21 protein-coding genes are annotated in these 20,359 nt (G+C 64.2%); 10 read left to right on the top strand and 11 right to left on the bottom strand.

Annotation, left to right across the window (positions count from 1 at the left end):
* Positions 1-59: 59 nt before the first annotated feature.
* From BRA1417_RS0132545 to BRA1417_RS0132525, 5 genes are read right to left on the bottom strand one after another with little or no spacing between them, the layout of a single operon-like run.
* Positions 60-674 carry a hypothetical protein gene (locus tag BRA1417_RS0132545; protein ID WP_027519361.1) on the bottom strand — a complete coding sequence of 205 codons (615 nt, stop codon included), beginning with the start codon at positions 672-674 and terminating at the stop codon, positions 60-62.
* The gene (locus BRA1417_RS0132540; protein WP_027519360.1) at positions 671-1,519 is read right to left on the bottom strand and encodes an ABC transporter permease; all 849 of its coding nucleotides are present in this window, start codon (positions 1,517-1,519) and stop codon (positions 671-673) included. The genes BRA1417_RS0132545 and BRA1417_RS0132540 overlap by 4 nt, the downstream gene beginning before the upstream one ends.
* Positions 1,516-2,322, bottom strand: a complete 807-nt coding sequence (locus BRA1417_RS0132535) for an ABC transporter ATP-binding protein (protein ID WP_027519359.1) — start codon at positions 2,320-2,322, stop codon at positions 1,516-1,518. The genes BRA1417_RS0132540 and BRA1417_RS0132535 overlap by 4 nt, the downstream gene beginning before the upstream one ends.
* Positions 2,319-3,311 carry a YVTN family beta-propeller repeat protein gene (locus tag BRA1417_RS0132530; protein ID WP_156949019.1) on the bottom strand — a complete coding sequence of 331 codons (993 nt, stop codon included), beginning with the start codon at positions 3,309-3,311 and terminating at the stop codon, positions 2,319-2,321. The genes BRA1417_RS0132535 and BRA1417_RS0132530 overlap by 4 nt, the downstream gene beginning before the upstream one ends.
* Complete coding sequence (locus BRA1417_RS0132525) at positions 3,296-4,477, bottom strand: ABC transporter substrate-binding protein (protein WP_027519357.1); 1,182 nt, start codon at positions 4,475-4,477, stop codon at positions 3,296-3,298. The genes BRA1417_RS0132530 and BRA1417_RS0132525 overlap by 16 nt, the downstream gene beginning before the upstream one ends.
* A 58-nt stretch (positions 4,478-4,535) precedes the next feature.
* Here BRA1417_RS0132525 and BRA1417_RS0132520 point away from each other — a divergent pair, with 58 nt between their 5' ends.
* Positions 4,536-5,108, top strand: a complete 573-nt coding sequence (locus BRA1417_RS0132520) for a DUF3280 domain-containing protein (RefSeq protein WP_027519356.1) — start codon at positions 4,536-4,538, stop codon at positions 5,106-5,108.
* A 24-nt stretch (positions 5,109-5,132) separates the two neighbouring features.
* Here the strand turns inward: BRA1417_RS0132520 and fghA are convergent, their stop codons facing one another.
* On the bottom strand, positions 5,133-5,978 hold the full coding sequence (gene fghA, locus BRA1417_RS0132515; protein WP_027519355.1) for an S-formylglutathione hydrolase: 846 nt from the start codon (positions 5,976-5,978) through the stop codon (positions 5,133-5,135).
* 69 nt (positions 5,979-6,047) lie between these two features.
* On the bottom strand, positions 6,048-6,668 hold the full coding sequence (locus BRA1417_RS0132510) for a response regulator transcription factor (RefSeq protein ID WP_018460280.1): 621 nt from the start codon (positions 6,666-6,668) through the stop codon (positions 6,048-6,050).
* Positions 6,669-6,812: 144 nt separating this feature from the next.
* Here BRA1417_RS0132510 and BRA1417_RS0132505 point away from each other — a divergent pair, with 144 nt between their 5' ends.
* The 9 genes from BRA1417_RS0132505 (at position 6,813) to BRA1417_RS0132460 (ending at position 16,514) form a co-directional block, all read left to right on the top strand.
* The gene (locus tag BRA1417_RS0132505; RefSeq protein WP_027519354.1) at positions 6,813-8,171 is read left to right on the top strand and encodes a histidine kinase; all 1,359 of its coding nucleotides are present in this window, start codon (positions 6,813-6,815) and stop codon (positions 8,169-8,171) included.
* Between the two features lie 153 nt (positions 8,172-8,324).
* Positions 8,325-10,829: a TonB-dependent receptor gene (locus tag BRA1417_RS0132500; RefSeq protein WP_027519353.1), complete on the top strand. Its 2,505-nt coding sequence runs from the start codon at positions 8,325-8,327 to the stop codon at positions 10,827-10,829.
* 147 nt (positions 10,830-10,976) lie between these two features.
* Positions 10,977-11,276, top strand: a complete 300-nt coding sequence (locus tag BRA1417_RS45095) for a hypothetical protein (RefSeq protein ID WP_027519352.1) — start codon at positions 10,977-10,979, stop codon at positions 11,274-11,276.
* A complete protein-coding gene (locus BRA1417_RS45090; RefSeq protein WP_027519351.1) occupies positions 11,273-11,506 on the top strand; it encodes a hypothetical protein in 234 nt (77 codons plus the stop codon). Before BRA1417_RS45095 ends, BRA1417_RS45090 begins: the two co-directional genes overlap by 4 nt.
* Positions 11,507-11,670: 164 nt before the next feature.
* On the top strand, positions 11,671-11,838 hold the full coding sequence (locus BRA1417_RS45085) for a hypothetical protein (RefSeq protein ID WP_197031110.1): 168 nt from the start codon (positions 11,671-11,673) through the stop codon (positions 11,836-11,838).
* A 59-nt stretch (positions 11,839-11,897) separates the two neighbouring features.
* The gene (locus BRA1417_RS0132480) at positions 11,898-12,305 is read left to right on the top strand and encodes a hypothetical protein (protein ID WP_027519350.1); all 408 of its coding nucleotides are present in this window, start codon (positions 11,898-11,900) and stop codon (positions 12,303-12,305) included.
* Positions 12,306-13,008: 703 nt separating this feature from the next.
* A complete protein-coding gene (locus tag BRA1417_RS0132470; protein WP_027519349.1) occupies positions 13,009-14,472 on the top strand; it encodes a GH1 family beta-glucosidase in 1,464 nt (487 codons plus the stop codon).
* A 150-nt stretch (positions 14,473-14,622) separates the two neighbouring features.
* Positions 14,623-15,855 carry an acetyl-CoA C-acetyltransferase gene (locus BRA1417_RS0132465; RefSeq protein ID WP_027519348.1) on the top strand — a complete coding sequence of 411 codons (1,233 nt, stop codon included), beginning with the start codon at positions 14,623-14,625 and terminating at the stop codon, positions 15,853-15,855.
* 356 nt (positions 15,856-16,211) lie between these two features.
* Positions 16,212-16,514: an HU family DNA-binding protein gene (locus BRA1417_RS0132460; RefSeq protein WP_007601427.1), complete on the top strand. Its 303-nt coding sequence runs from the start codon at positions 16,212-16,214 to the stop codon at positions 16,512-16,514.
* A gap of 70 nt (positions 16,515-16,584) precedes the next feature.
* Here the strand turns inward: BRA1417_RS0132460 and BRA1417_RS45080 are convergent, their stop codons facing one another.
* From BRA1417_RS45080 to BRA1417_RS0132440, 4 genes are all read right to left on the bottom strand, one after another.
* Complete coding sequence (locus BRA1417_RS45080) at positions 16,585-16,740, bottom strand: hypothetical protein (RefSeq protein ID WP_007601430.1); 156 nt, start codon at positions 16,738-16,740, stop codon at positions 16,585-16,587.
* Between the two features lie 5 nt (positions 16,741-16,745).
* Positions 16,746-19,163, bottom strand: coding sequence for an endopeptidase La (gene lon, locus BRA1417_RS0132450; RefSeq protein ID WP_027519347.1), 2,418 nt, complete (start codon positions 19,161-19,163; stop codon positions 16,746-16,748).
* Positions 19,164-19,171: 8 nt separating this feature from the next.
* Positions 19,172-19,555 carry an Hsp20/alpha crystallin family protein gene (locus tag BRA1417_RS0132445; protein WP_007601432.1) on the bottom strand — a complete coding sequence of 128 codons (384 nt, stop codon included), beginning with the start codon at positions 19,553-19,555 and terminating at the stop codon, positions 19,172-19,174.
* Positions 19,556-19,709: 154 nt separating this feature from the next.
* A complete protein-coding gene (locus BRA1417_RS0132440) occupies positions 19,710-20,276 on the bottom strand; it encodes a ferritin-like domain-containing protein (protein ID WP_027519346.1) in 567 nt (188 codons plus the stop codon).
* Positions 20,277-20,359 lie beyond the last annotated feature (83 nt).

The raw sequence follows: 20,359 nt of genomic DNA, 5'->3' as shown, positions 1-20,359 counted from the left end.
GGGTTAATGATCGCCATGGAGGCGCGGGAACCTGCCGCAAGCGGTCAATGAGGCTGACGCTATTCCATTTCCTGCTGGATCACGCGTCCGAGCGCAAACAGCCGCTGGTCGATGGTGGTGGGAACCTCGCAAACGAACCGCACCACCTTGTGGCGGTCCTCGAAAATCCGGGTCTTCCAGATCAGCTCGTTGCTGAGCGCATCGACCTTCGCCTCGTCGCGCGGCGTGGCGCCCTGGAGCGCCTGGAGCTGGACGCTCTCCTCGCGGATCTTGTCGGCGGCTTCGCGCTGCTTGCGGCTGACGCGTTCCAGTCCGCTCATGACCTGGGAGCGCTGAGCGTTGAGAGTGTCGAACAGGCCTGCGAACAGCAGTTTTGCATTCGTGGTCTTGTCGGCCGCGGAGCCCGCCAAAAACGCCCTTACCAACTTCTCGGCTTCGTCCAGCGGCGTCTTGCGTGCGGACAGTTTGGCGACAAGCGCGCTGACTTTGGCGTCGTCCTTCCACTTGTTCTGCACGTCGTCGAGCGAAGGGCCAGCCCAAACGGCGGCAAGCGAAATTTCCGGCACTTTTGCCTGCGTGCAGGGCCAATCCGGATAGCGCGGATCGGCCGCGGGTGCCGCCGTGCTCGCGGCTGCAAACATCAGAGCGGCGATGGCCAGAACCCGAACCGTCATCCTTCGCCTCCCGCAGGGCCCCGTCGCGCCAGCCCGCGCGAGGGATCATAGGCATAGATCGCGCCGATCATGAAGACGATTGTGCAGGTCGCGACCACCGCCAGCGAGATCCAGTTGATCTGTCCGTACAGCGCGAAGCGGATCAGTTCGACCGCATGGGTGAACGGATTGGCCTCGCAGACATAGTAGAGATATGGGCTGCCCTCCTGCACCCGCCAGAGCGGGTAAAGTGCCGATGAAGCAAAGAACATCGGGAAAATGACAAAATTCATCACGCCGGCAAAGTTCTCGAGCTGCTTGATTCCGGAGGAGATCAGCATGCCGAGCGAGCCCAGCATCAGTCCGGACAGCATCAGGGCCGGCAGCACGGTGAGATAGCCTGATGGAGGAGGGGTGATGTCCCAGAACCAGGCGATCAGCAAGAACGCATAGACCTGGAGCAGCGACACCGCGGTGCCCGCGAGCAGCTTGCAGAACAGCAGGTAGCCGCGCGGCAGTGGGCTTACCAGCAGCGTGCGCATGTTGCCCATCTCGCGGTCATAGACCATCGAGAGCGAGGACTGCATGCCGTTGAAGAGCTGGATCATGGCCATCAGCCCGGGCGCGATGAAGACCTCGTAGAGGATGTAGGTCTCGTAGGGCGGGATGATGGAGATGCCGAGCACCTGGCGGAAACCGGCGGCGAAGATGAACAGCCACACCAGCGGCCGCACCAGCGCCGAGACGAAACGCTCGCGCTGGTGCAGAAAGCGCAATCCCTCGCGCCAGACGATACCCGTGAGACAGGTCATGTATTCGGCGGCCGAGAAGCCGCGCGGCGCCTCGCGTGTGGTGATGCTGCTCATGCGCCGCCGCCCGGCAGGGTCTGCGCGCCGGTCAGGCGCATGAAGGCGGTGTTGACGTCCTGCGCGCCAGCCTCCGCGACGACGCGGCTCATCGGTCCCTGCGCCAGCACCTTGCCCTGATGCAGCACCACGAGATCGTCACCGGCCATGATTTCGTCGAACAGATGCGTGGCCCAGAGCACGCCGATGCCTTGCTCGCTCACGAGCTGGCGCACATGGCTGATGATGTCGGCGCGCGCCTTGACGTCGAGGCCGACGGTCGGCTCGTCCAGCAAGAGCAGGCGCGGCCGGTGCAGTAGCGCGCGGGCGATCTCCAGCCGCCGCATCTGCCCGCCCGAGAGATCGCGCACCTTGCTGCCGGCGCGCTCGGTCAGCCCGATGCGCCCGAGCAGCTCGGCGGCTCGCGCCCGCGCCTCGCGGCGGCTGATGCCGTGGAGTGCGGCGTGATAGAGCAGGTTCTGCGTCAGCGACAGATCGAGATCGAGCGTGCGCGGCTGGAACACGACGCCGAGCAACCGCAGCGCTTCGCCGGGGCTTTTGCTGACGTCATGGCCGAAAATGCCGACGCGGCCGGACTGGATGCCGAACAAGCGCGTGATCAGCGAGAACAGCGTGCTCTTGCCCGCGCCGTTGAGGCCGAGCAGGGCCGTGAAGCTCGCGGGCTGTACGTTAAAGGATACGTCCATCAGCGCGCGGCGCGCGCCATAGGCGTGGCTGACGCTGTCGATCGATAGCGCGGGCACGGCCGCCGGATCGGGCCTTGGTGTTTCCCGTTGTTCGGTGATGGGAGCAGGGCTGGTCATGGCGCGATCGTGATACCCCAGGGCAGTTCGCCCACCTGAATGGTCTTGATCACCTTTTGCGCGGCGACGTCGATGACGGAGACATCGTTCGACACGCCGTTAGTGGTAAGCAGATATTTTTCGTCCGGCGTGAATGCCATGTGCCAGACCCGTTGTCCGACCAGCAGATATTTCGTCACCTTGCGCGAGGCGGTATCGACCACGGCGATGCGGTTGGCGGGACCGAGCGCGATGAAGGCGGTCTTGTCGTCCCGGGTCATGCCGATGCCGACGGGCTGGATCGCCTCTTTCCTCAACCCCGGAATCTCGAAATTGATCTTGCCGGTCACCTCGTGCTTTCCAGGATCGATGATCGAGACGGTGCCGCCGATCTCCGACGACACCCACAATTCCGAAGCGTCGTGCTTGAATTCGGCAAAGCGCGGCCGCGCGTCGACCAGCACGTTGGCAACGATCTGGCGCGACGACGTGTCGATGAAATGCGCCATGTTGGTGGTCTCGGACGTGTTGATCAGCGTCTTGCCGTCCGGGCTGATGGTCATGCCCTCGGGCTCGACGCCGACCTGGATGTCGCCAAGGCGGGCGCGCTTCTCGAGGTCGATCACGGTCACTGTGTTGTCGTTCTCGTTGGCGACATAGAGGACCTTGCCGGCGGCATCCTGGGCGAACAATTCCGGGTCGGGCCCGGAGGGCAGGCTGTCCACCACAGCCTGCGTCTTGGCGTCGATCATCTGGATGGTGTCGTCGTCGCCGACCGCGACCATCACGAACTTGCCGTCGCGCGTGAAGTCGATGCCGCGCGGGCGCTGGCCGACCTTGATGGTCCTGGTCACCGTCCAGCTCTCGGTATCGATCACCGACACGGTGTTGCTCTTCTCGTTCGAGACATAGGCGATGAACGCATGCGCCGGCGCCGCCGCCAGCGCCAGTCCGGACAGCAATCCCACACGCCACAAGCGCAACATCTTCTTCCTCATTTCAGCTTGCATTTGCTCTCCGGGCGGTCATAGCCGAGCGTGTCGAGCTCGGAGACCTGGTGCAGGAAACCTTCCTGCGGCGACACCGACACCACCATGCGGCCGTCGACCAGCAGGATCGGCTGGCGCAGCTGCAGGTTCCAGTCGCGCAGGGTCAGCTTCGTTCCCTTGAAGGCGGCGACCGAGAACTCCGGACCCTTGATGAAATCGGTGACCTTGTTGATGTCGCCGGAATTGGTGCGCGAGGTGGCCTCTCCGATCATGCGCACCGCCGTCCAGGCCTGCATGTCGAGCGCGGTCATCCGCCGCGCGTTCAGCTTGACGAAGCGGTTCTGCATCTGGATCGCGCCCCACTGGTCCTGCGCCGCGTCCCAACTGCGGGGCACGAGGCCGGCGGAGCCCGCGACAGGCCGCGGATCCCAGGTGCGATAGGGCAGGTAGGCGCCGAACACCTCGCTCTCGTCTGCGGCGACCAGCACATCATAGGCGGGTGCCTGTTGCGTGAACACCGGCATCTGGCGCTGGATCAGCGTCACGCCTGAGTCCGTGCGGCGCGCGCCGCCTTTGTCTTCGAAGCTGCGCTCCTGCACGATCTTGGCGCCGAACCGCATCGCGGTGCGCCGGAGCGCATCGGCGAACAGTTTGTCCTCGTCATGCGAGCCGACCACGAGCAGCCAGCGCTTCCACTGCTTCCACACCAGATATTGCCCGAGCGCATCGGCCAGCATCGACCGCGTCGGCGCGGTATGGATGACATTGGCGCGGCAATTGGCCTCGCGCAGCCGCTCGTCGATCGCGCCGGCGTTGAACAGCAACGTGCCGCGCTCGCGCAGGGCGTCGGCGACCTTCAGCAGCGCGTCGGCCGGCAGGTCGGCGATGATGAAGCCGTTGCGGGCGGCGAGGTCGGTCGCCGCCTGCACGGCATCCTCGCCCTCCTTGATACGCCGCTCCTCCAGCGCAAATCGCTGGTTGAGGAACTTGCCGGTGGTGTTGTTATCCTCGATGGCGAGGCGTGCGCCGGCGACGCCGTCATTCTCCGCGGGCTGTTCGACCAGCGACAGCGTCGATCTGGTGCCGGCGATTCCGAGATAGCCGACGCCGATCATGACAGGGTCGGCCGCGAGCGCGCTCGTCGCAGCAATACCCAGGCCGATCAGGCCGACCAACCATCGGATCATGTTTCCTCCGCACAACTCCCCGGCTTGACCGCCGATGGAGAATTGTCTCTGCTAAAGCATGACCGATTTGTCAGGCCATGCAACCCCGCATTTCGTCCTCGCGCGCGTGAGGCTGGGAATCACGATCGTGCGAGCGTTGATATGTTTCGCAGCTTTGTTGTTGACGGGCTCGGCCGCGCTCGCCGACCCGCCGAAACTCGCGGTGTTCGATTTCGAATTGATCGACACCAGCCTGCCCGGCGAGTTCTACGGCTCCAAGCCGGAGGAGGCGCGGCTCGAGCTCATCAGCGAGCAGTTGCGCAAGGCACTGGTCGAGTCAGGCAGGTTCCAGCTGCTCGATATCGCGCCGATCCGGGATGCGGCCCGTCACGCCAATCTGCAGGCCTGCGGCGGCTGCGACCTCAAGCTTGCCGGGCAGTTGGGTGCCGATTTGGAAATCACCGGGATGGTGCAGAAGGTTTCGAACCTGATCATCAATCTGAACATCTACCTGCGCGACGTGAAGACCGGCAACATGATCACGGCCGCCAGCGCGGATATGCGCGGCAACACGGATGAATCCTGGACGCGCACGATGAGCTATCTGATCCGCAACCGGTTGCTGGCACCGAACTACGGCAAGCCGGAGTAGGTTCTTCCAAGAGAGAAGAAGCCATCACCCTTTCAATCTCTCCGCATGCCAGTGCAGGTGATCGCCCATGAAGGTCGAGATGAAATAATAGCTGTGGTCGTAGCCCGCCTGTCGCCGCAGCGTCAGCGGAATGTTGGCTGTGGTGCAGGCGGCTTGCAGTAGTTCCGGCTTGAGCTGCTCCTTCAGGAAATTATCGGCCTCGCCGACGTCGACCAGGAAGCCTGAACACTTCGCGCCGTCCTCGATCAGCGCCACCGTGTCGTGGCTGCGCCAAACGTCCTTGTTCGGCCCGAGATACCCGGTCAGCGCCTTGATGCCCCAGGGTACGAGCGACGGCGCCACGATCGGCGCGAAGGCGCTGGCCGCGCGAAAACGGTGCGGGTTGCGCAGCGCGACTGTCAGCGCGCCATGGCCGCCCATCGAATGGCCCATCACCGATTGGCGCTTCGCATCGACCGGAAAATTCTCCGTCACGAGTTTCGGCAGTTCGTCGGTGACGTAGCTCCACATGCGATAATTGCGTGAAAACGGCGCTTCCGTCGCGTCGACATAGAAGCCGGCGCCAAGGCCGAAATCATAGGCATTGTTGGCATCGCCCGGCACGTCGGGGCCGCGCGGTGAGGTGTCGGGCGCGACAAAGATCAGGCCGAGCTCGGCGCAGGCTTTGCGGAATTCGCCCTTCTCGGTGACGTTGGCGTGCGTGCAGGTGAGGCCGGAGAGATACCAGACTACGGGCAGCTTGGCGCCCTGCGCATGCGGAGGAACATAGACCGAGAACGTCATGTCCGTTCCGGTTGCCTGGCTGGCATGGCGATACACGCCCTGCACGCCGCCATAGGATGTATTGGTCGAGACAGTCTGGATCGTCATGCCATTTGCTCCGTGGCATCAAACCACATCAGGATTGCAACGCTTGTGTGACCGAATTCGTGGCGGCCGTCAGGCCACGCCGCTGTCGATCGCCAGCCGCACCAGCTCGACGGAGGTTTTCACCCCGAGCTTCTGGCGCATGATGGACGAGGTGTTGGCGACAGTCTTGTAGGACGATTGCACCAGCCAGGCGATCTCGGAGAGGCTCTTTCCGGCGCTGAGCAGCCGCAAAATCTCCATCTCGCGCGCGTTCAGCTTCGACAGCGGACTTTGCGCCAGCGCGGGTCCCGCAAAGGCGATGCTGCGCGCGATCGCGCTCGGCAGATAGGTGCCGCCGCCGCCGACGGTGCGGATCGCCTCGACGAGATCGTCGGGGTCGCCGGTCTTTGAGACGTAGCCCTTGGCGCCGCACTCGATCGCACGCGCGGCGAAAGCAGGGTCGTCGTTCATGCTGAACATGATGATTCGAGCCTCGGGCGCGCGCTCGAGGATGCGGCGCGCGAGCTCGAACCCGGACACGGTCGGCAGGTTGATGTCGATGATCGAGAGATCGGGGCGCTCGACGATGAAGACGCACTCGCCGTCTTCGGCGTCGGCGGCCTCCAAAATCTCGATCTCGCCCTCGTCGGCCAGCACGGCACGGCAGCCGGAGGCGACGATGGGATGATCGTCGACGATCAAAATGCGCATAGGCGTTCCTCGCGACAGCGTCTTGGCCTGTTTCGCGCCCGGCCGGGATTGCTGTACGGTTTCGATTAGATATCGGGCGCTTCGCCTCTGTCAACGTCACCGGACAGGCGCAGGCCAATCCTTCGCGGGGCACGGGCGATACCAATGTGGCAAAATCTATCCTTGCGCGGGCGCATCAACCTGCTGCTGGCGCTGCTGCTGGCGCTGGGGCTCGCCGTCAATATCGGCCGCCAGGTCGCGGAAGCCGGACCGCGCGTGCAGGCCGAGGACCAGAGCGTGATCCGGCTCGCGCGCGAATTCATCGAGATGATCGTGGCGGATCTCAACGAGGCGCCCGATCCGGATGCCAGGCTGAACCAGATCGCGCGCGACCTCAGCCGCCTGCGCCATGTCAGCATCGCGCTTCGGGACGAAGCCGGCCATCCGCTGACGCAGCCCCGGACCGACGCCGACGACGACACCCGCGCGCCGCCGGCCTGGTTCGTCAGCCTGGTGCATCCCGAGCAGACCGCGGTGAGCGTCCCCGTCTCGATCCATGGCAAGCCGGGTTCGCTGCTGATCACCTCCCATCCCGATGACGAGATCGCCGAGATCTGGGACGCCATCGTGACCCAGCTCGAGGTCGGCTCTGTGATCGCGCTGGCGCTGTTCCTGGTGATGATGAATGTGATCGGCCGGGCCCTGGCGCCGCTCCAATCCCTTGCGGATGTGATGGCCGAGCTCGAAGACGGGCGCTATCAGGCGCGCGTCGCGCCGGGCGGCGCACCGGAGCTCGCCGCGATCTGCACCAAGCTCAACCATCTTGCGGCAACGCTCAGTGACGCCATCGAGGACAAGCGGCGCCTCGCCGAGCGAACGGTGTCGCTCCAGGACGTCGAGCGCAAGGAGATCGCGCGCGAGCTCCATGACGAGTTCGGGCCATATCTGTTCTCACTACGCGCGCATGCCAGCGCGCTGGCGAAGCAGGCGGACGGACGCGCCCCGAGTGCGGAGGCCGTGCGAAAACACGGCAGTGCCATGCTGGAGCAGATCAACGCGCTGCAGCAGTTCAATCGCCGCGTGCTGGAGCGCCTCAGGCCCGTCGGCCTTGCCGAACTCGGCCTGCGCCAGGCGCTGGAATCGCTGTCGCGGCTGTGGCGGGAGTCGCATCCCGATGTCACCATCGAGACCGCGGTTTCGCCGGCGCTTGGCGTCACCGGGGAGACCGCCGACCTCACCATCTACCGCATCGTGCAGGAGGCGCTCACCAACGTGTTCCGCCACGCCGGCGCGACCTCGGTCAATGTCGTCATCGAGCCGGTGGCGCAGGCGGCAAGCGATGGCCGCGGCTGTGCCCGGGTGCGGGTCAGCGACAATGGCCGTGGCATGGAGCCGGGCCAGAAGCTCGGCTTCGGACTGGTCGGCATGCGCGAGCGGATCCTGGCGCTGGGCGGCACGCTCAACGTCGTTTCCGGTGATGGCGGTCTGACCGTCGAAGCACTGGTTCCGACGGCGGCGGCCTGATCGTGTCGGGAAAAATTCCCGATTTGGTCGGGAAAATTGGTGCGGATACGGCCCGACCTTTTGTGGCTGGCGCGGGCATCCCTGCCGATTACACTCGTCTCGACCAACCGGCGAAAATCAAAACAGCCGGTGGTCACGGATGGGAAGGCTGGGATGGGCGATCGTGTTCGGTTCAAGCGTTTTGGGTTCAAGCCTCTTGGGTTCAAACGTCGTTTGTTGATGGCCTCGGTTTCGGCCGGGGTGGTCTCCGTCTTCGCGATCCCTGCGGGAGCTGCGCAGGATGAAGAGACCAACGTCCAGAACCTGCCGCCGGTCGAGGTGACGGCGCCGCCCCCGTCAACGGCGCGGCGCACCGCGTCATCGCGTCCGGTCGCGCACATCGGGGCACCGTCATCCGCCAGCCCCAGGACGCGCCTCTACGTCTATCCGACCGCGCCGGGTACCGGCAGAGGTCTTGACGTCGACAAGGTCCCGTCGGCGATCAACGCCGTTGATGCCGGCCAGATCAGGCGGACGGGCTCGCTCAACGTCACCGACGCGCTGCGCGACAACATCGCCGGCGTCAGCATCACCGAGGTCACCGGCAATCCGTTCCAGCCGAACGTCGAATTCCGCGGCTTCGTGGCCTCACCCGTGACGGGCACGCCGCAAGGCCTCGCCGTGTATCAGAACGGCGTCCGCATCAACGAAGCCTTCTCCGACGCCGTCAATTGGGACCTGATCCCGACCGCGGCGATCCGGTCGGTTGCGCTCGTCACCAACAATCCCGCCTTCGGCCTCAACGCGCTCGGCGGCGCGATCAATTTGCAAATGAAGGACGGTTTCACCTATCAGGGCGCGGAGCTCGATCTCATGGGCGGCTCGTTCGGCCGCATCCAGGGCTCAGCGCAATGGGGCAAGACGGTCGACAAGAACTTCGGCGTCTATGCCGCGCTCGAAGGCTTGCACGACAGCGGCTTCCGCAATTTCTCCCAATCGGACGTGCGGCGCTTCTACGGCGATGTCGGCTATAAGGCCGGCGACAGCGAATTCCACGCCAACATGGGCGTCGCCAAGAACGATTTCGGCGCCAACGCCACCGTTCCCGCCGAGCTGCTCGACAAATATTGGGGCGCGACCTACACGACCCCGCAGACCACTTCCAACCGCGTCGGCTATCTCAATCTGACCGGCAAGGTCGATGCGACGCCGACCTGGACGCTCGAAGGCACCGCGCATGTGCGCAGGTACGAGCAGAAGCTCGTCGACGGCAATCCGACCGACGCGCAGGAATGCACTGATCCGGGGCTAGCCGGCCTTCTTTGCTTCGGCGACGGCGCCACACCGGCAAACGGCGTGAACGGCCTGCCGCTTGCCAATCCTTTCGCGTCCGGGACCATCCTCGGCGAGATCGACCGCAGCTCGATACGTTCGACCAGCTTCGGCGTGTCGGGGCAGGCCACCAACACCGATCAACTGTTCGGCCACGACAACCGCTTCGTGATGGGCACGACCTATGATGCCAGCGTCACGCGCTACAACGCCACCGCCGAAATCGGCACGATCGGAGAAAACTACGTCGTCAGCGGCGACGGCCTCTTCCTGGGGCCAACCGGTGTACCTAATACTGTTGCTGGCCCCGTCTCGCTGCGGACCGTCAACCAGTATAACGGTCTCTACGCAATGGACACGTTCAATATCACCGACGCCTTTGCCGTCACCGGCGGCGGCCGTTTCAACGTGGCGCGCATCACGCTGGAGGATCAGCTCGGGACAGATCTCAACGGCGATCACACCTTCACCCGCTTCAATCCGGTGATCGGCGGCACCTACAAAATTACACCGGAGCTGACGGCCTATGCCGGCTATTCCGAGGCCAACCGCGTTCCGACGCCGCTCGAACTCGGCTGCGCAGATCCAGCTCGTCCCTGTCTCATTGCCGCGTTTCTCGTCTCCGATCCGCCATTGAAGCAAGTCGTGTCCAAGACCGTGGAAGCGGGCCTGCGCGGCAGCAGGGAGCTCAACATCGGCACGCTCGGTTGGAAAATCGGCGGCTTCCGCGCCACCAATTACGACGACATCGTCGCCGTTCCCGCAGTCGGCCGCACCGGGTTCGGTTATTTCTCCAACGTCGGCCGTACCAGGCGTCAGGGGCTCGAAGCCGAGGTCAACATCAAGTCGCCCACGCTTCAGTTTCAGGCGAGCTACGCGTTCGTCGACGCACGCTATCTCGATGCTTTCGCGCTCGGTTCCGAAAGCCCGTTCAGGGATACCGCCACCGAGACCATTCAGGTGCTGCCCGGCAACCAGCTCCCCGCGATCCCGCGCCATCGCGTCAAGGTCGGCGTCGACTATGCCGTCACCGACGTCTGGAAGGTCGGCGGCAACGCGCTGTTCGTCTCCAGCCAATATCTGGTCGGCGACGAGTCAAACCAATATGCGAAGCTGCCGTCCTACACCGTGTTCAACCTGCACACGTCCTACCAGGTGACCAAGAACGTCCAGCTCTACGGCAAGATCGACAATATCTTCGACAAGCGTTACGCGACCTACGGACAGTTCTTCGACCGCGAAGCCGTGCCCAACTTCACCAATGGCGGTGCCGAGTTCAACGACCCGCGCTCGCTCAGCCCGGCAAGGCCGCGTGCATTCTATGCGGGGATGCGGGTGACGTTCTGATCCGGTTCGCAAGTCCCGGCCCATGTGGGATGACGAGGAGGCCGGTTTGCGCGCCGCGTGCCGCAACGGGTGTGTTCTACCTGAAGCCGATTGACTCATTGTTCATGTTTTGTTCTTATGCTGCTCGTCCACCCAAGGGAGCGAGCCATGGACAACCGCATCAACGAAATCCGCAGGATCATCAGGGCGTTACGCGTCAGCATGCGTGAAGCCGAGGCGATCATGCATGAGCAGATCAACAGGGACGAGGACTGCAGCTTCGTCGCAGGCGAAGTCATGAAGATGCGCATGGTGATGAGCGGGCTCGTTCAAGAGCGGGCCGCGCTCGGAGACACCGACCCGATCGTCGTCGCCAGCCTCTTCGTTCCCCGCCGTCGGCCGATGCTATCCCGCGTCGGTGTCGAGAAGCGCCGCCTTGTTCCGCCGCGAGAGATGGCACGGGCATGAAGGGGGAGAGGCCGACCTACTTCTCCGACATGCAGGAGCCCCCGGAATTTCTGAAGGCGCTCCATCATGCGCGGCGCCTGTCCTGCCTCGAGGGCTGGTGCCGCATGCACATCGAGGCCATTCAGGTCGCGATCGACCAGTACGCGGAGGCGGCTCTCGGCAACCGGGAGTTCTTCCTCAACAAGCCGCACAGCATCGGTGGAAGTCGCAACAACGGCGAGGTGCCGTGACAGCGGTACGTGTCAGCGTATCGACCTTTTGACGTCCGATGGTCCGCGCGCCGGCAAAGCTTGGCCTGCGTTGTTTTACCGATCGGAAACCATAGCGAATGATCCTAAAATTGTAACGAAACTGTTCGGCTGTCTCTGCGTCGGTTCGTCGGAGGGCCCGTCCGATGACAGAGCACCAGTTGAGAGAGCAGGAATTCCAGATCGCGCGTTACCGGCATTTGGAGCGCGAAGTGACCGATCCACTTGCCGCCTGCCTGCTTCACAGCATCATTGAAGACCTGGAGGCCGAACTGCGCAGGGATAGCCCGGATTGGCACAGGCCGCGCGATTAACGCTTTGTTAGCGCTGATCGTGTCGATGATGCGCGAGGGAATACCGGGAGACTGCTCCCATGTTGAAGGACGGCACCTACACCGCCTGGTACAAGACGCCGCTCGATCAGGGTACCGGGATCGTCCATGTCGCAGACGGACAGATCTGGGGCTGCGATAGCCTGATGACCTATCACGGCTCTTGCAAGGTCGACGGCGATCGCTTCACCGCCACCGTGTCGACAAAGCGCCACACCGACGGACGCGCAACGGTGTTCGGCGTCGACGATGAGCTCACGCTGGATATCGAGGGAAACTGCCCGGGCAAGGTCGCGACCTACACGGCGACGGCAGCGGAGGTGCCGGGAATGGTCCTCCAGGGTACGCTGATACTGACAGAACAGCAGACCCCCGTACCCGAACGAGCCCGGCAGATACCGCCGTTCAATCCCGACAAGCTGCCAAAATTGCCGAAGCGCTCACGCTGATCGCGGAAGCCGCCGTCGTCAAGCAGTTCACTGCGAATACGAAAGCTGATCTTCCGTGACGACTCGCTCGATTTTCTCCGACTTGCACTTGATGCGGTATCGGAGACGTCCATCGGACTCGATGGGCATATGCTGGACGATGGTGTAAATCATCGGCGGCTCAGTTGCGGCACGTCCTTGTGGGCCTTGGGGCTGGTGGCGAACGTCTTCATTCAGCTTGTAGGCATACGACATATATCTACCTCGAATTCACAGTGGCTCTGACGCGGGGGTCAGTCGATGTATCCCTGGCAGGACAGGCGCTTGGTCAAGCGGAAGAGGTGACCACAGTCTCATCGGTCAAACCGCGTCCTAAGTCAGTCGTTCTCTTGCTTGACCGGTGCAGACAGACAATCGCCCAGAGCGGAGCGGCGATGCTTGCACCATACGCCATATTTTCGAACTTTGGTCGTAATTTCCGAGCGGTTTATGGCATTCTGTGAGCCTACGGGCCCTCGTATCGAAGGGAACTGACGACTTCCTCGCCGGATTGGGCTGGTATTTCGGCTTTGGGGTAGCTCGGCCGACGATCGCCGTGGCCCCTTTCGGACAACTTTGTCGCATTCCGCAATCCTGCATCCTCGGCCCTCGGCTCGCCCGCTTCTCAAATGACCGGCGATTCGCCATGGTGTCGCCGCAAGAGCATCATCCCGGAGCAGGATCAATGTCGGACAACGTCTCGCGTCGCCAGTTCGCCACGCTGGCGGGATTGTCCGCAGCCGGAATCGCCAATCCTCTCGGCGAGGCGGACGCCAAGCCCGCATCGCCGCCGCGGAGTGGGGACGGCTTTCCGGCGAGCTTCGTCTGGGGCACCGCGACATCGTCCTATCAGGTCGAGGGCGCAGTCAACGAGGACGGGCGAGGAGCCTCGATCTGGGACAAGTTCGTCCGTATCCCCGGCAAGATCGAGGACGGCACGACCGGCGATCGCGCCAACGAGCACTATCACCGCTACAAGGAAGACATTGCGTTGATCAAGGAGCTCGGCTGCAAGGCCTACCGCTTCTCGGTGGCCTGGCCGCGGCTGTTTCCGGACGGCGACGGCAAGCCGAACCCGAAGGGGCTCGACTTCTACAACCGCCTGGTTGACGAGCTCCTCAAGAACGGGATCGAGCCGTGGCTGACGCTGTATCATTGGGACCTGCCGCAATCGCTCCAGGACCGCTTTGGCGGTTGGCGTTCGACGGAGACCTGCAAGATCTTCGGCGATTACGCGGCCTATGTCGCCGAGCATCTGACCGATCGCGTCAAGAACGTGTTCACACTGAACGAGAGCGGTCGCTTCGTTCATTTCGGCTACGGCATCGGCATCGACGCGCCCGGCGTGACGCTGCCCCAAGCCGAGGTCAACCAGATCAGGCACAACAGCGCGCTCGCGCACGGGCTCGCGGTGCAGGCGGTGCGCGCCCATGGCCGCCGCGGCACCAGGGTGGGGCCGGCGGAGAACATCGATGCCTGCGCCCCCGCGATCGACACGCCGGAGAACGTCCGTGCCGCCGAGATAGCGCTGCGCGAAATGAACGCCGGCTATCTCAACGTCATCATGACGGGCCAGTACACCGACGCCTTCTTGAAGTTCGCCGGGCGCGACGCGCCGAAATATACCGATGCGGAGCTGAAGATCATCTCCTCGCCGGTCGATTTCCTCGGCCTCAACATCTACGCGCCACAGAACTACGTGGTGGCCTCCGACCAGGGTGCGGGCTTCATGCCGCTACCGATCCCGAAATCCTTCCCGCACATGAATTCGGACTGGCTGCGCGTCGGCCCCGAGACGATCTACTGGGTGCCGAAGCTGGCGGCGAAGATCTGGAAGACGGATGCGATCTATATCAGCGAGAACGGCACCTCCGGCGACGACGTCGTGACGCCCGACGGCAAGATCTACGACACCGACCGCATCATGTATTTGCGCAACTACCTCGCCCAGCTCCAGCGCGCCACCGCAGAAGGCGTGCCGGTGCGCGGCTATTTCCTCTGGAGCCTGATGGACAACTTCGAATGGGTGTTCGGGCTCAACAAGCGCTTTGGGCTCTACCACGTCAATTTCGACACCCAGGTGCGCACGCCGAAACTCAGCGCCAGCTTCTATCGCAACGTGATCGCGAAGAACGCGGCGGGGGTGTGATCGCTCTTCCTCGCGGCCTTTCTTGCGGAGGCCCGACGAGCTTGGCTTGCGCTGAGAGGGTGGGGTGACGCGGTTCCGCCAGGGCGCATTGACTCCCTTCGCGCCTTGATTCAAAACGCCTCCAACAATTCAAAATAGAGGATAACGCCAATGACGGACGCACTCATCATCGATGCCTGCCGGACCCCGCGGGGCGTCGGCAAGGCCGGCAAGGGGGCGCTCTCGGGCATTCATCCGCAGCAGCTGGGAGCAACCGTGCTGCGCGCGCTTGCGACGCGCACCGGCATCGACACCGCCGACGTCGACGACATCATCTGGGGCTGCAGCGCGCAGGTCGCAACGCAAGGCGGCGATCTCGGCCGCATGTCGGCGCTGGACGCCGGCTACGACGTGCGCGCCAGTGCCGTGACGCTCGACCGCTTCTGCGGCTCCGGCATCACCAGCGTCAACATGGCCGCAAGCTCGATCATGTCGGGCACGGAGGACCTCGTCGTCGCCGGCGGCTGCGAGATGATGTCGATGGAAGGACGTCGCGGCGGCGGCCCGATGATGATGGACAACGGCAATCTGCGCCTGCGTGCGCGGCATCCGCAGTCGCATCAGGGCGTCTGCGCCGACGCGATCGCGACCCTGGAAGGCATCACGCGAAGGGACGTCGACGCGCTCGGCCTCGAAAGCCAGAAGCGTGCCGCGCATGCGATCGCGAACGGCCACTTCAAGAAGAGCCTCGTACCGGTGCTTCGCGAGGACGGCAGCCTCGCGCTCGACCATGAAGAATATCCGCGGCCGCAGACCACGATGGAAGGGTTGAGCGCTTTGAAGCCCGCATTCCCCGCGGTCGCCGACCATGCGCTCGACGACAAGGGTACGACCTATCGCGGTCTGATCCTGCAGAAGTACCCCGACCTCGAGATCGACTTCATGCACCACGCCGGCAATTCGTCCGGCGTCGTCGACGGCGCCGCCGCGATTCTGCTGGCGTCACCCGCTTACGCCAGGGCGCACGGCCTGAAGCCGCGCGCCCGCGTGGTCGCGATGGCCAACATGGGGGACTCGCCGACCTTGATGCTGAACGCGCCGGTGCCCGCGACGCGCAAGGTGCTGGCGAAGGCGGGGCTGACCATCGACGACATCGACCTGTTCGAGATCAACGAGGCCTTTGCCGTGGTTGCGGAAAAATACATCCGCGACCTCAAGCTCGACCGCGCCAAGGTCAACGTCAACGGCGGCTCGATCGCGCTCGGCCATCCCATCGGCGCCACCGGCTCGATCCTGATCGGCACCGTGCTCGACGAGCTCGAACGGCGCGACTTGAAGCGCGGTCTCGTCACCATGTGCGCGGCCGGCGGCATGGCCCCGGCCGTCATCATCGAACGTATCTAGCGCGAGCGAAGCTCGTCGCGCCCCGTAAAAATAGGGAGAGAAAGTACCCGCGATCGAAGCATCACGACAATCTAGCCTTATTTTTCAGGGTGAATCGCGACCGGCCTCCGACAAAGAGGCCGGTCGTCGCTTGTCGAAAGCATCGAATCAGCATTAGCAAGGCTGCGTGCGGGCCTTTGAAACAAGGTGAAATCCGCTGCCTGAGGCTTCTCCCGCTCCGGAAGTGGCTAAAAAGCAGGGTTTTTTGCCACAGAGGGCCAAAAAAGCCCGTAAAACCCCGACAAAACTGTGCAGAAGGCTATAGGCCTTCACCGGTTGGTCTAATATGCAGCCGTCAACGAATCAGAGGAGACACGATGGCCACCCAAATGTCGAAATCGCAGCTGATCGAAAAGATCGCGACCACCACCGAGCTTTCCAAGCGTGACGTCAAGAGCGTCATGGAGACGCTGACCGACGTCGGCCACAAGGAGCTCAAGAAGAACGGCCTGTTCCTGGTGCCGGGCTTCGCCAAGTTCGTGGTCATCAAGAAGCCCGCGACCAAGGCGCGCAAGGGCACCAACCCGTTCACGGGCGAAGAGATGATGTTCAAGGCCAAGCCGGCCCGGAAGATCGTCCGCGCCCGCCCGGTCAAGGCCGCCAAGGACGCCGTGGGCTAACAACGCAAAGGCCCCCTCGAGCGAGGGGGCCTTTTGTTCGGGGCTGTAGCGAGGACTTGAGACGGAGGGCTCAACCCTTGCGGCGCTTCGCGCGGACCGGGACCGGCTGAAGCCGCGGTCCTGATGCCGCTAGCGCATCGCGAACCCCGTCGATGGCGCGATCGAGCAATTGGCGCAGCCGTTGCGCCTGCCGCGATCGCTTCGCTCTTTCCAGCAGTTTCTTCATCGCATTCACTCCGCCGCTTCGACCTTGGCCTCGATCTTTTCCTCGATCTTGGCCTCGGCCGGCTCGAGCGCCGCGGCGATGGCTTCGTCGACGCGCTCCAGCCAGATGAATTCGAGGTTGTCCCGCGCGCTCTTCGGGATGTCGTCGTAGTCCCGCTTGTTGCGCGCCGGCAGCATCACCCGCTTCAGGCCCGCGGCCGCAGCCGCCACCACCTTCTCCTTGATGCCGCCGACCGGCAGCACCAGGCCGCGCAGCGAGATCTCGCCGGTCATGGCGGTGTCGCTGCGCACCGTGCGATTGGTGAGCAGGGACGTCAGCGCCGTGAACATCGCAACGCCCGCGCTCGGTCCGTCCTTCGGGGTTGCACCCGCAGGCACGTGAACGTGGATGTCGCTCTTCTCGAACAGCTGCGGATCGATGCCGAGCTGCGTGGCCTTGCTCTTCACCAGCGTCATCGCAGCCTGCACGCTCTCGCGCATGACCTCGCCGAGCTGGCCGGTCAGGATCATCCCGCCGCGGCCCGATACCCGCGAGGCCTCGATGAACAGGATGTCGCCGCCGACCGGCGTCCAGGCAAGGCCGGTGGCCACGCCTGGGATGCTGGTGCGCTGCGCGATCTCGCCTTCGAAGCGCGGCTGGCCGAGCACGGTGCCGATGTCCTTTGGCGCCACGACGACCTTGGCAGCCGTGCCCTCGGCGACCTGCACGGCAGCATGGCGGAACAGCTTTCCGATCTCGCGCTCCAGGTTACGCACGCCGGCTTCGCGGGTATAGCCCTTGACCACCAGCTTCAGCGCCTCCGGCTCGATCTCGGCTTGCTCCGGCGTCAAGCCATTGGCCTCGAGCTGCCGCCGCACCAGATAGCGCTTCGCGATCTCGAGCTTCTCTTCTTGGGTGTAGCCGGTGAGGCTGATCAGCTCCATGCGATCCAGCAGCGGACCCGGGATCTGGTCCAGCATGTTGGCGGTCGCGATGAACACTACGCGCGACAGATCGAACGGCACGCCCAGGTAATTATCCCGGAACGTCCCGTTCTGCTCGGGGTCGAGCACCTCCAGCATCGCGGCGGAAGGATCGCCCTGCACGCCGCGGCCCATCTTGTCGATCTCGTCCAGCATCATGACGCAGTTCCGGGCGCCGGCCTTCTTGATGCCCTGGATGATGTTGCCGGGCAGCGCGCCGATATAGGTGCGCCGATGGCCGCGGATCTCGGCCTCGTCATGCACGCCGCCGAGGCTGACGCGCACGAAGGGACGATCCATCGCGCGCGCGATGGATTGGCCGAGCGAGGTCTTGCCGACGCCGGGCGGTCCGACGAAGCACAGGATCGGCGCCTTGCCCTGCGGCGCCAGCTTGCGCACCGCCAGATATTCGATGATCCGGCTCTTGATCTTCTCCAGACCAAAGTGATCGGCGTCGAGGATGCGGCGCGCTTCCTTGATGTCGATCGGCTTCTCCGCGGGCAACGCCCACGGCAGCTCGATCAGCCAGTCCAGGTAAGTGCGGACCATGCCGGCCTCGCCGGCGGCCTCCGGCATGCGCTCGTAGCGGCGCAGCTCCTTCTTCGCATGCGCATCGGCCTCGGGCGGCATGTTGGCCTTGGCGATGGCAGCGGTCAGCTCAGCGACCTCGGCCGCCTTGCCGTCGCCTTCGCCGAGCTGGCGCTGGATGGTCGCCATCTGCTCGCGCAGGATCGCTTCGCGCTGCCGCTCGTCGAAGCTGGCGCGGGTCTGCTGGCCGATCTCATTGCTGATGCGCAGCACCTCCAGCCGTTCGGCCAGATGCTTCGACACCTTCTCGACACGCAGAGCGAGGTCGATGGTCTCCAGCACCTCCTGCTTGTCCTGCGGCTTGATGTCCATGAACGAGGTCGCCAGGTCCGCCAGCGCGCCGGGCGCGGTGGTGCCCTGGAACATCGCGATCAGTTCGGGCGGTGCCTGCGGCAGCAGCTCGATCGCCTCGATGGCCTGGCGCTGCAGGTTCAGCCCGCGGGCCTCGATCTCGGGCGTGCTCGTGGTCGGCTCCGGAATCTGCTGGATCCGCGCGGCCGGGAATGGCGTCCCCGGCAGGAAGTCGAGGATGCGCGCGCGCTGCACGCCCTGACAGACAATGTGATGGGTGCCGTCGGGCGCGGTGATGTAGCGCACGATGTTGGCGATGGTCGCGACCCGATAGAGGTCGTCCGGTCCGGGCTCCTCGGTCTCGGGACTGCGTTGCAGGACGATGCCGACCGGCCGCTGCTCGCGCAGCGCCTGTTGCGCGGCGGCGACCGACTTCGGCCGCGCGATCGCGATCGGCGCGATGGCGCCGGGGAACAGCACCATCTCGCGCACGGGAATGATGATCAGCGCGTCCTCGGGAATCTTCACGTCGGAATTGCTCTGGGGATTGGTCGGGGCGGTATTCATTTGTTCGGTGGCCATGATCGACCTCAGGATTTGGCGAGGCGCAGCGCGACACAGCCGTCCATTACGAAGCGGCTGATGGCGTAGCGGCCAACGGGCAATGCAATGCGGCGCTCAAAACGCCCCTGCGGCAGTTCGAGCCGGTGGATGCGGGCGTTGCGAAGCTCCGGCGGAAGGGTGCGCTGGCCGGAGATGACGAGCACGCCGTCATGGATGACAGTCTCGACATTGTCGGGATTGACGCCGGGAAGCGCGACCAGGATCAGGAGCTCATGCTCGGTTTCGAGCACGTCGATCGGAGGCTCCCAGCAGGCTTCCTGCCGGCCGAACTGCTGGCGCAGCCGTTCGGCGCGGGTCAGCGAGTCCAGGGCTTCGGACAGCATCCAGTCGAGGGGATTTTTGGGTTGCATGATGCGGGCTCGGCGGTGGGGAACGCTGAATATGGGGCCGGTTCCCGAGAATTCCAGCCCGGCGGCGCGGAGGTGCCATGCGGATCGTGCGACCCGAAAACACAAGCGCCGCGGCCTTCCGGCCGCGGCGTTTCGTCGTCACGCCACGTGGGGCTCAGGCCGCCTGGCGGTATTCCTCTTCCGCCTCGAGGTTGATGACGGAGGTGGCGAGCTCGGTCAGGGTCTGATCGGTCGCCTCTTCCTCGTCCAGCGTCGCCTGCAGCAGCCTTGCGGCGTCCTGCATGCCGAGCTCCTCGGCCCAGGTGCGCAGCGTGCCGTAGCGGGAGATTTCGTAATGCTCGACCGCCTGCGCGGCTGCGAGCAGGCCGGCGTCGAGCGCAGGCGCGTTCTTGAACTCCTTCATGATCTCGGCGCCTTCGTCGGTGATGCCGTTGATCGCTTCGCAAGGCTTGCCGCGGGCCGGCTTGCCGAGCATTTTGAAGATCTGGTCCAGACGTTTGACCTGGCCCTGGGTCTCGCGCAGATGCTTGTTGAAAGCCGCCGCGAGCTCCTTCGAGTTGGCAGCCTTGGCCATCTTGGGCAAGGTCTTGATGATCTTGTTCTCGGCGAAATAGATGTCCTTGAGCGTTTCCAGGAATAGGTCGCTCAACATCTTCGGCGCCTGACGGGCGCGGCCCGTCGACGATTTCTTGGTTGTGCGCTTCTTCGCTTTCTTGGCCATAAATCCTCCTGTCGAGGTGAACGGGAAGGCCCCGCCTTCCTCTATCCTCGGGCGATCAAGACTCTGCGCGGCCAAAGGTTCCC

It is taken from the genome of Bradyrhizobium sp. WSM1417 (assembly GCF_000515415.1).
Taxonomy (GTDB): Bacteria; Pseudomonadota; Alphaproteobacteria; order Rhizobiales; family Xanthobacteraceae; genus Bradyrhizobium.
The sequence above is the reverse complement of the archived record's forward strand: the minus strand, read 5'-3'. Positions and strand labels throughout refer to the sequence as shown.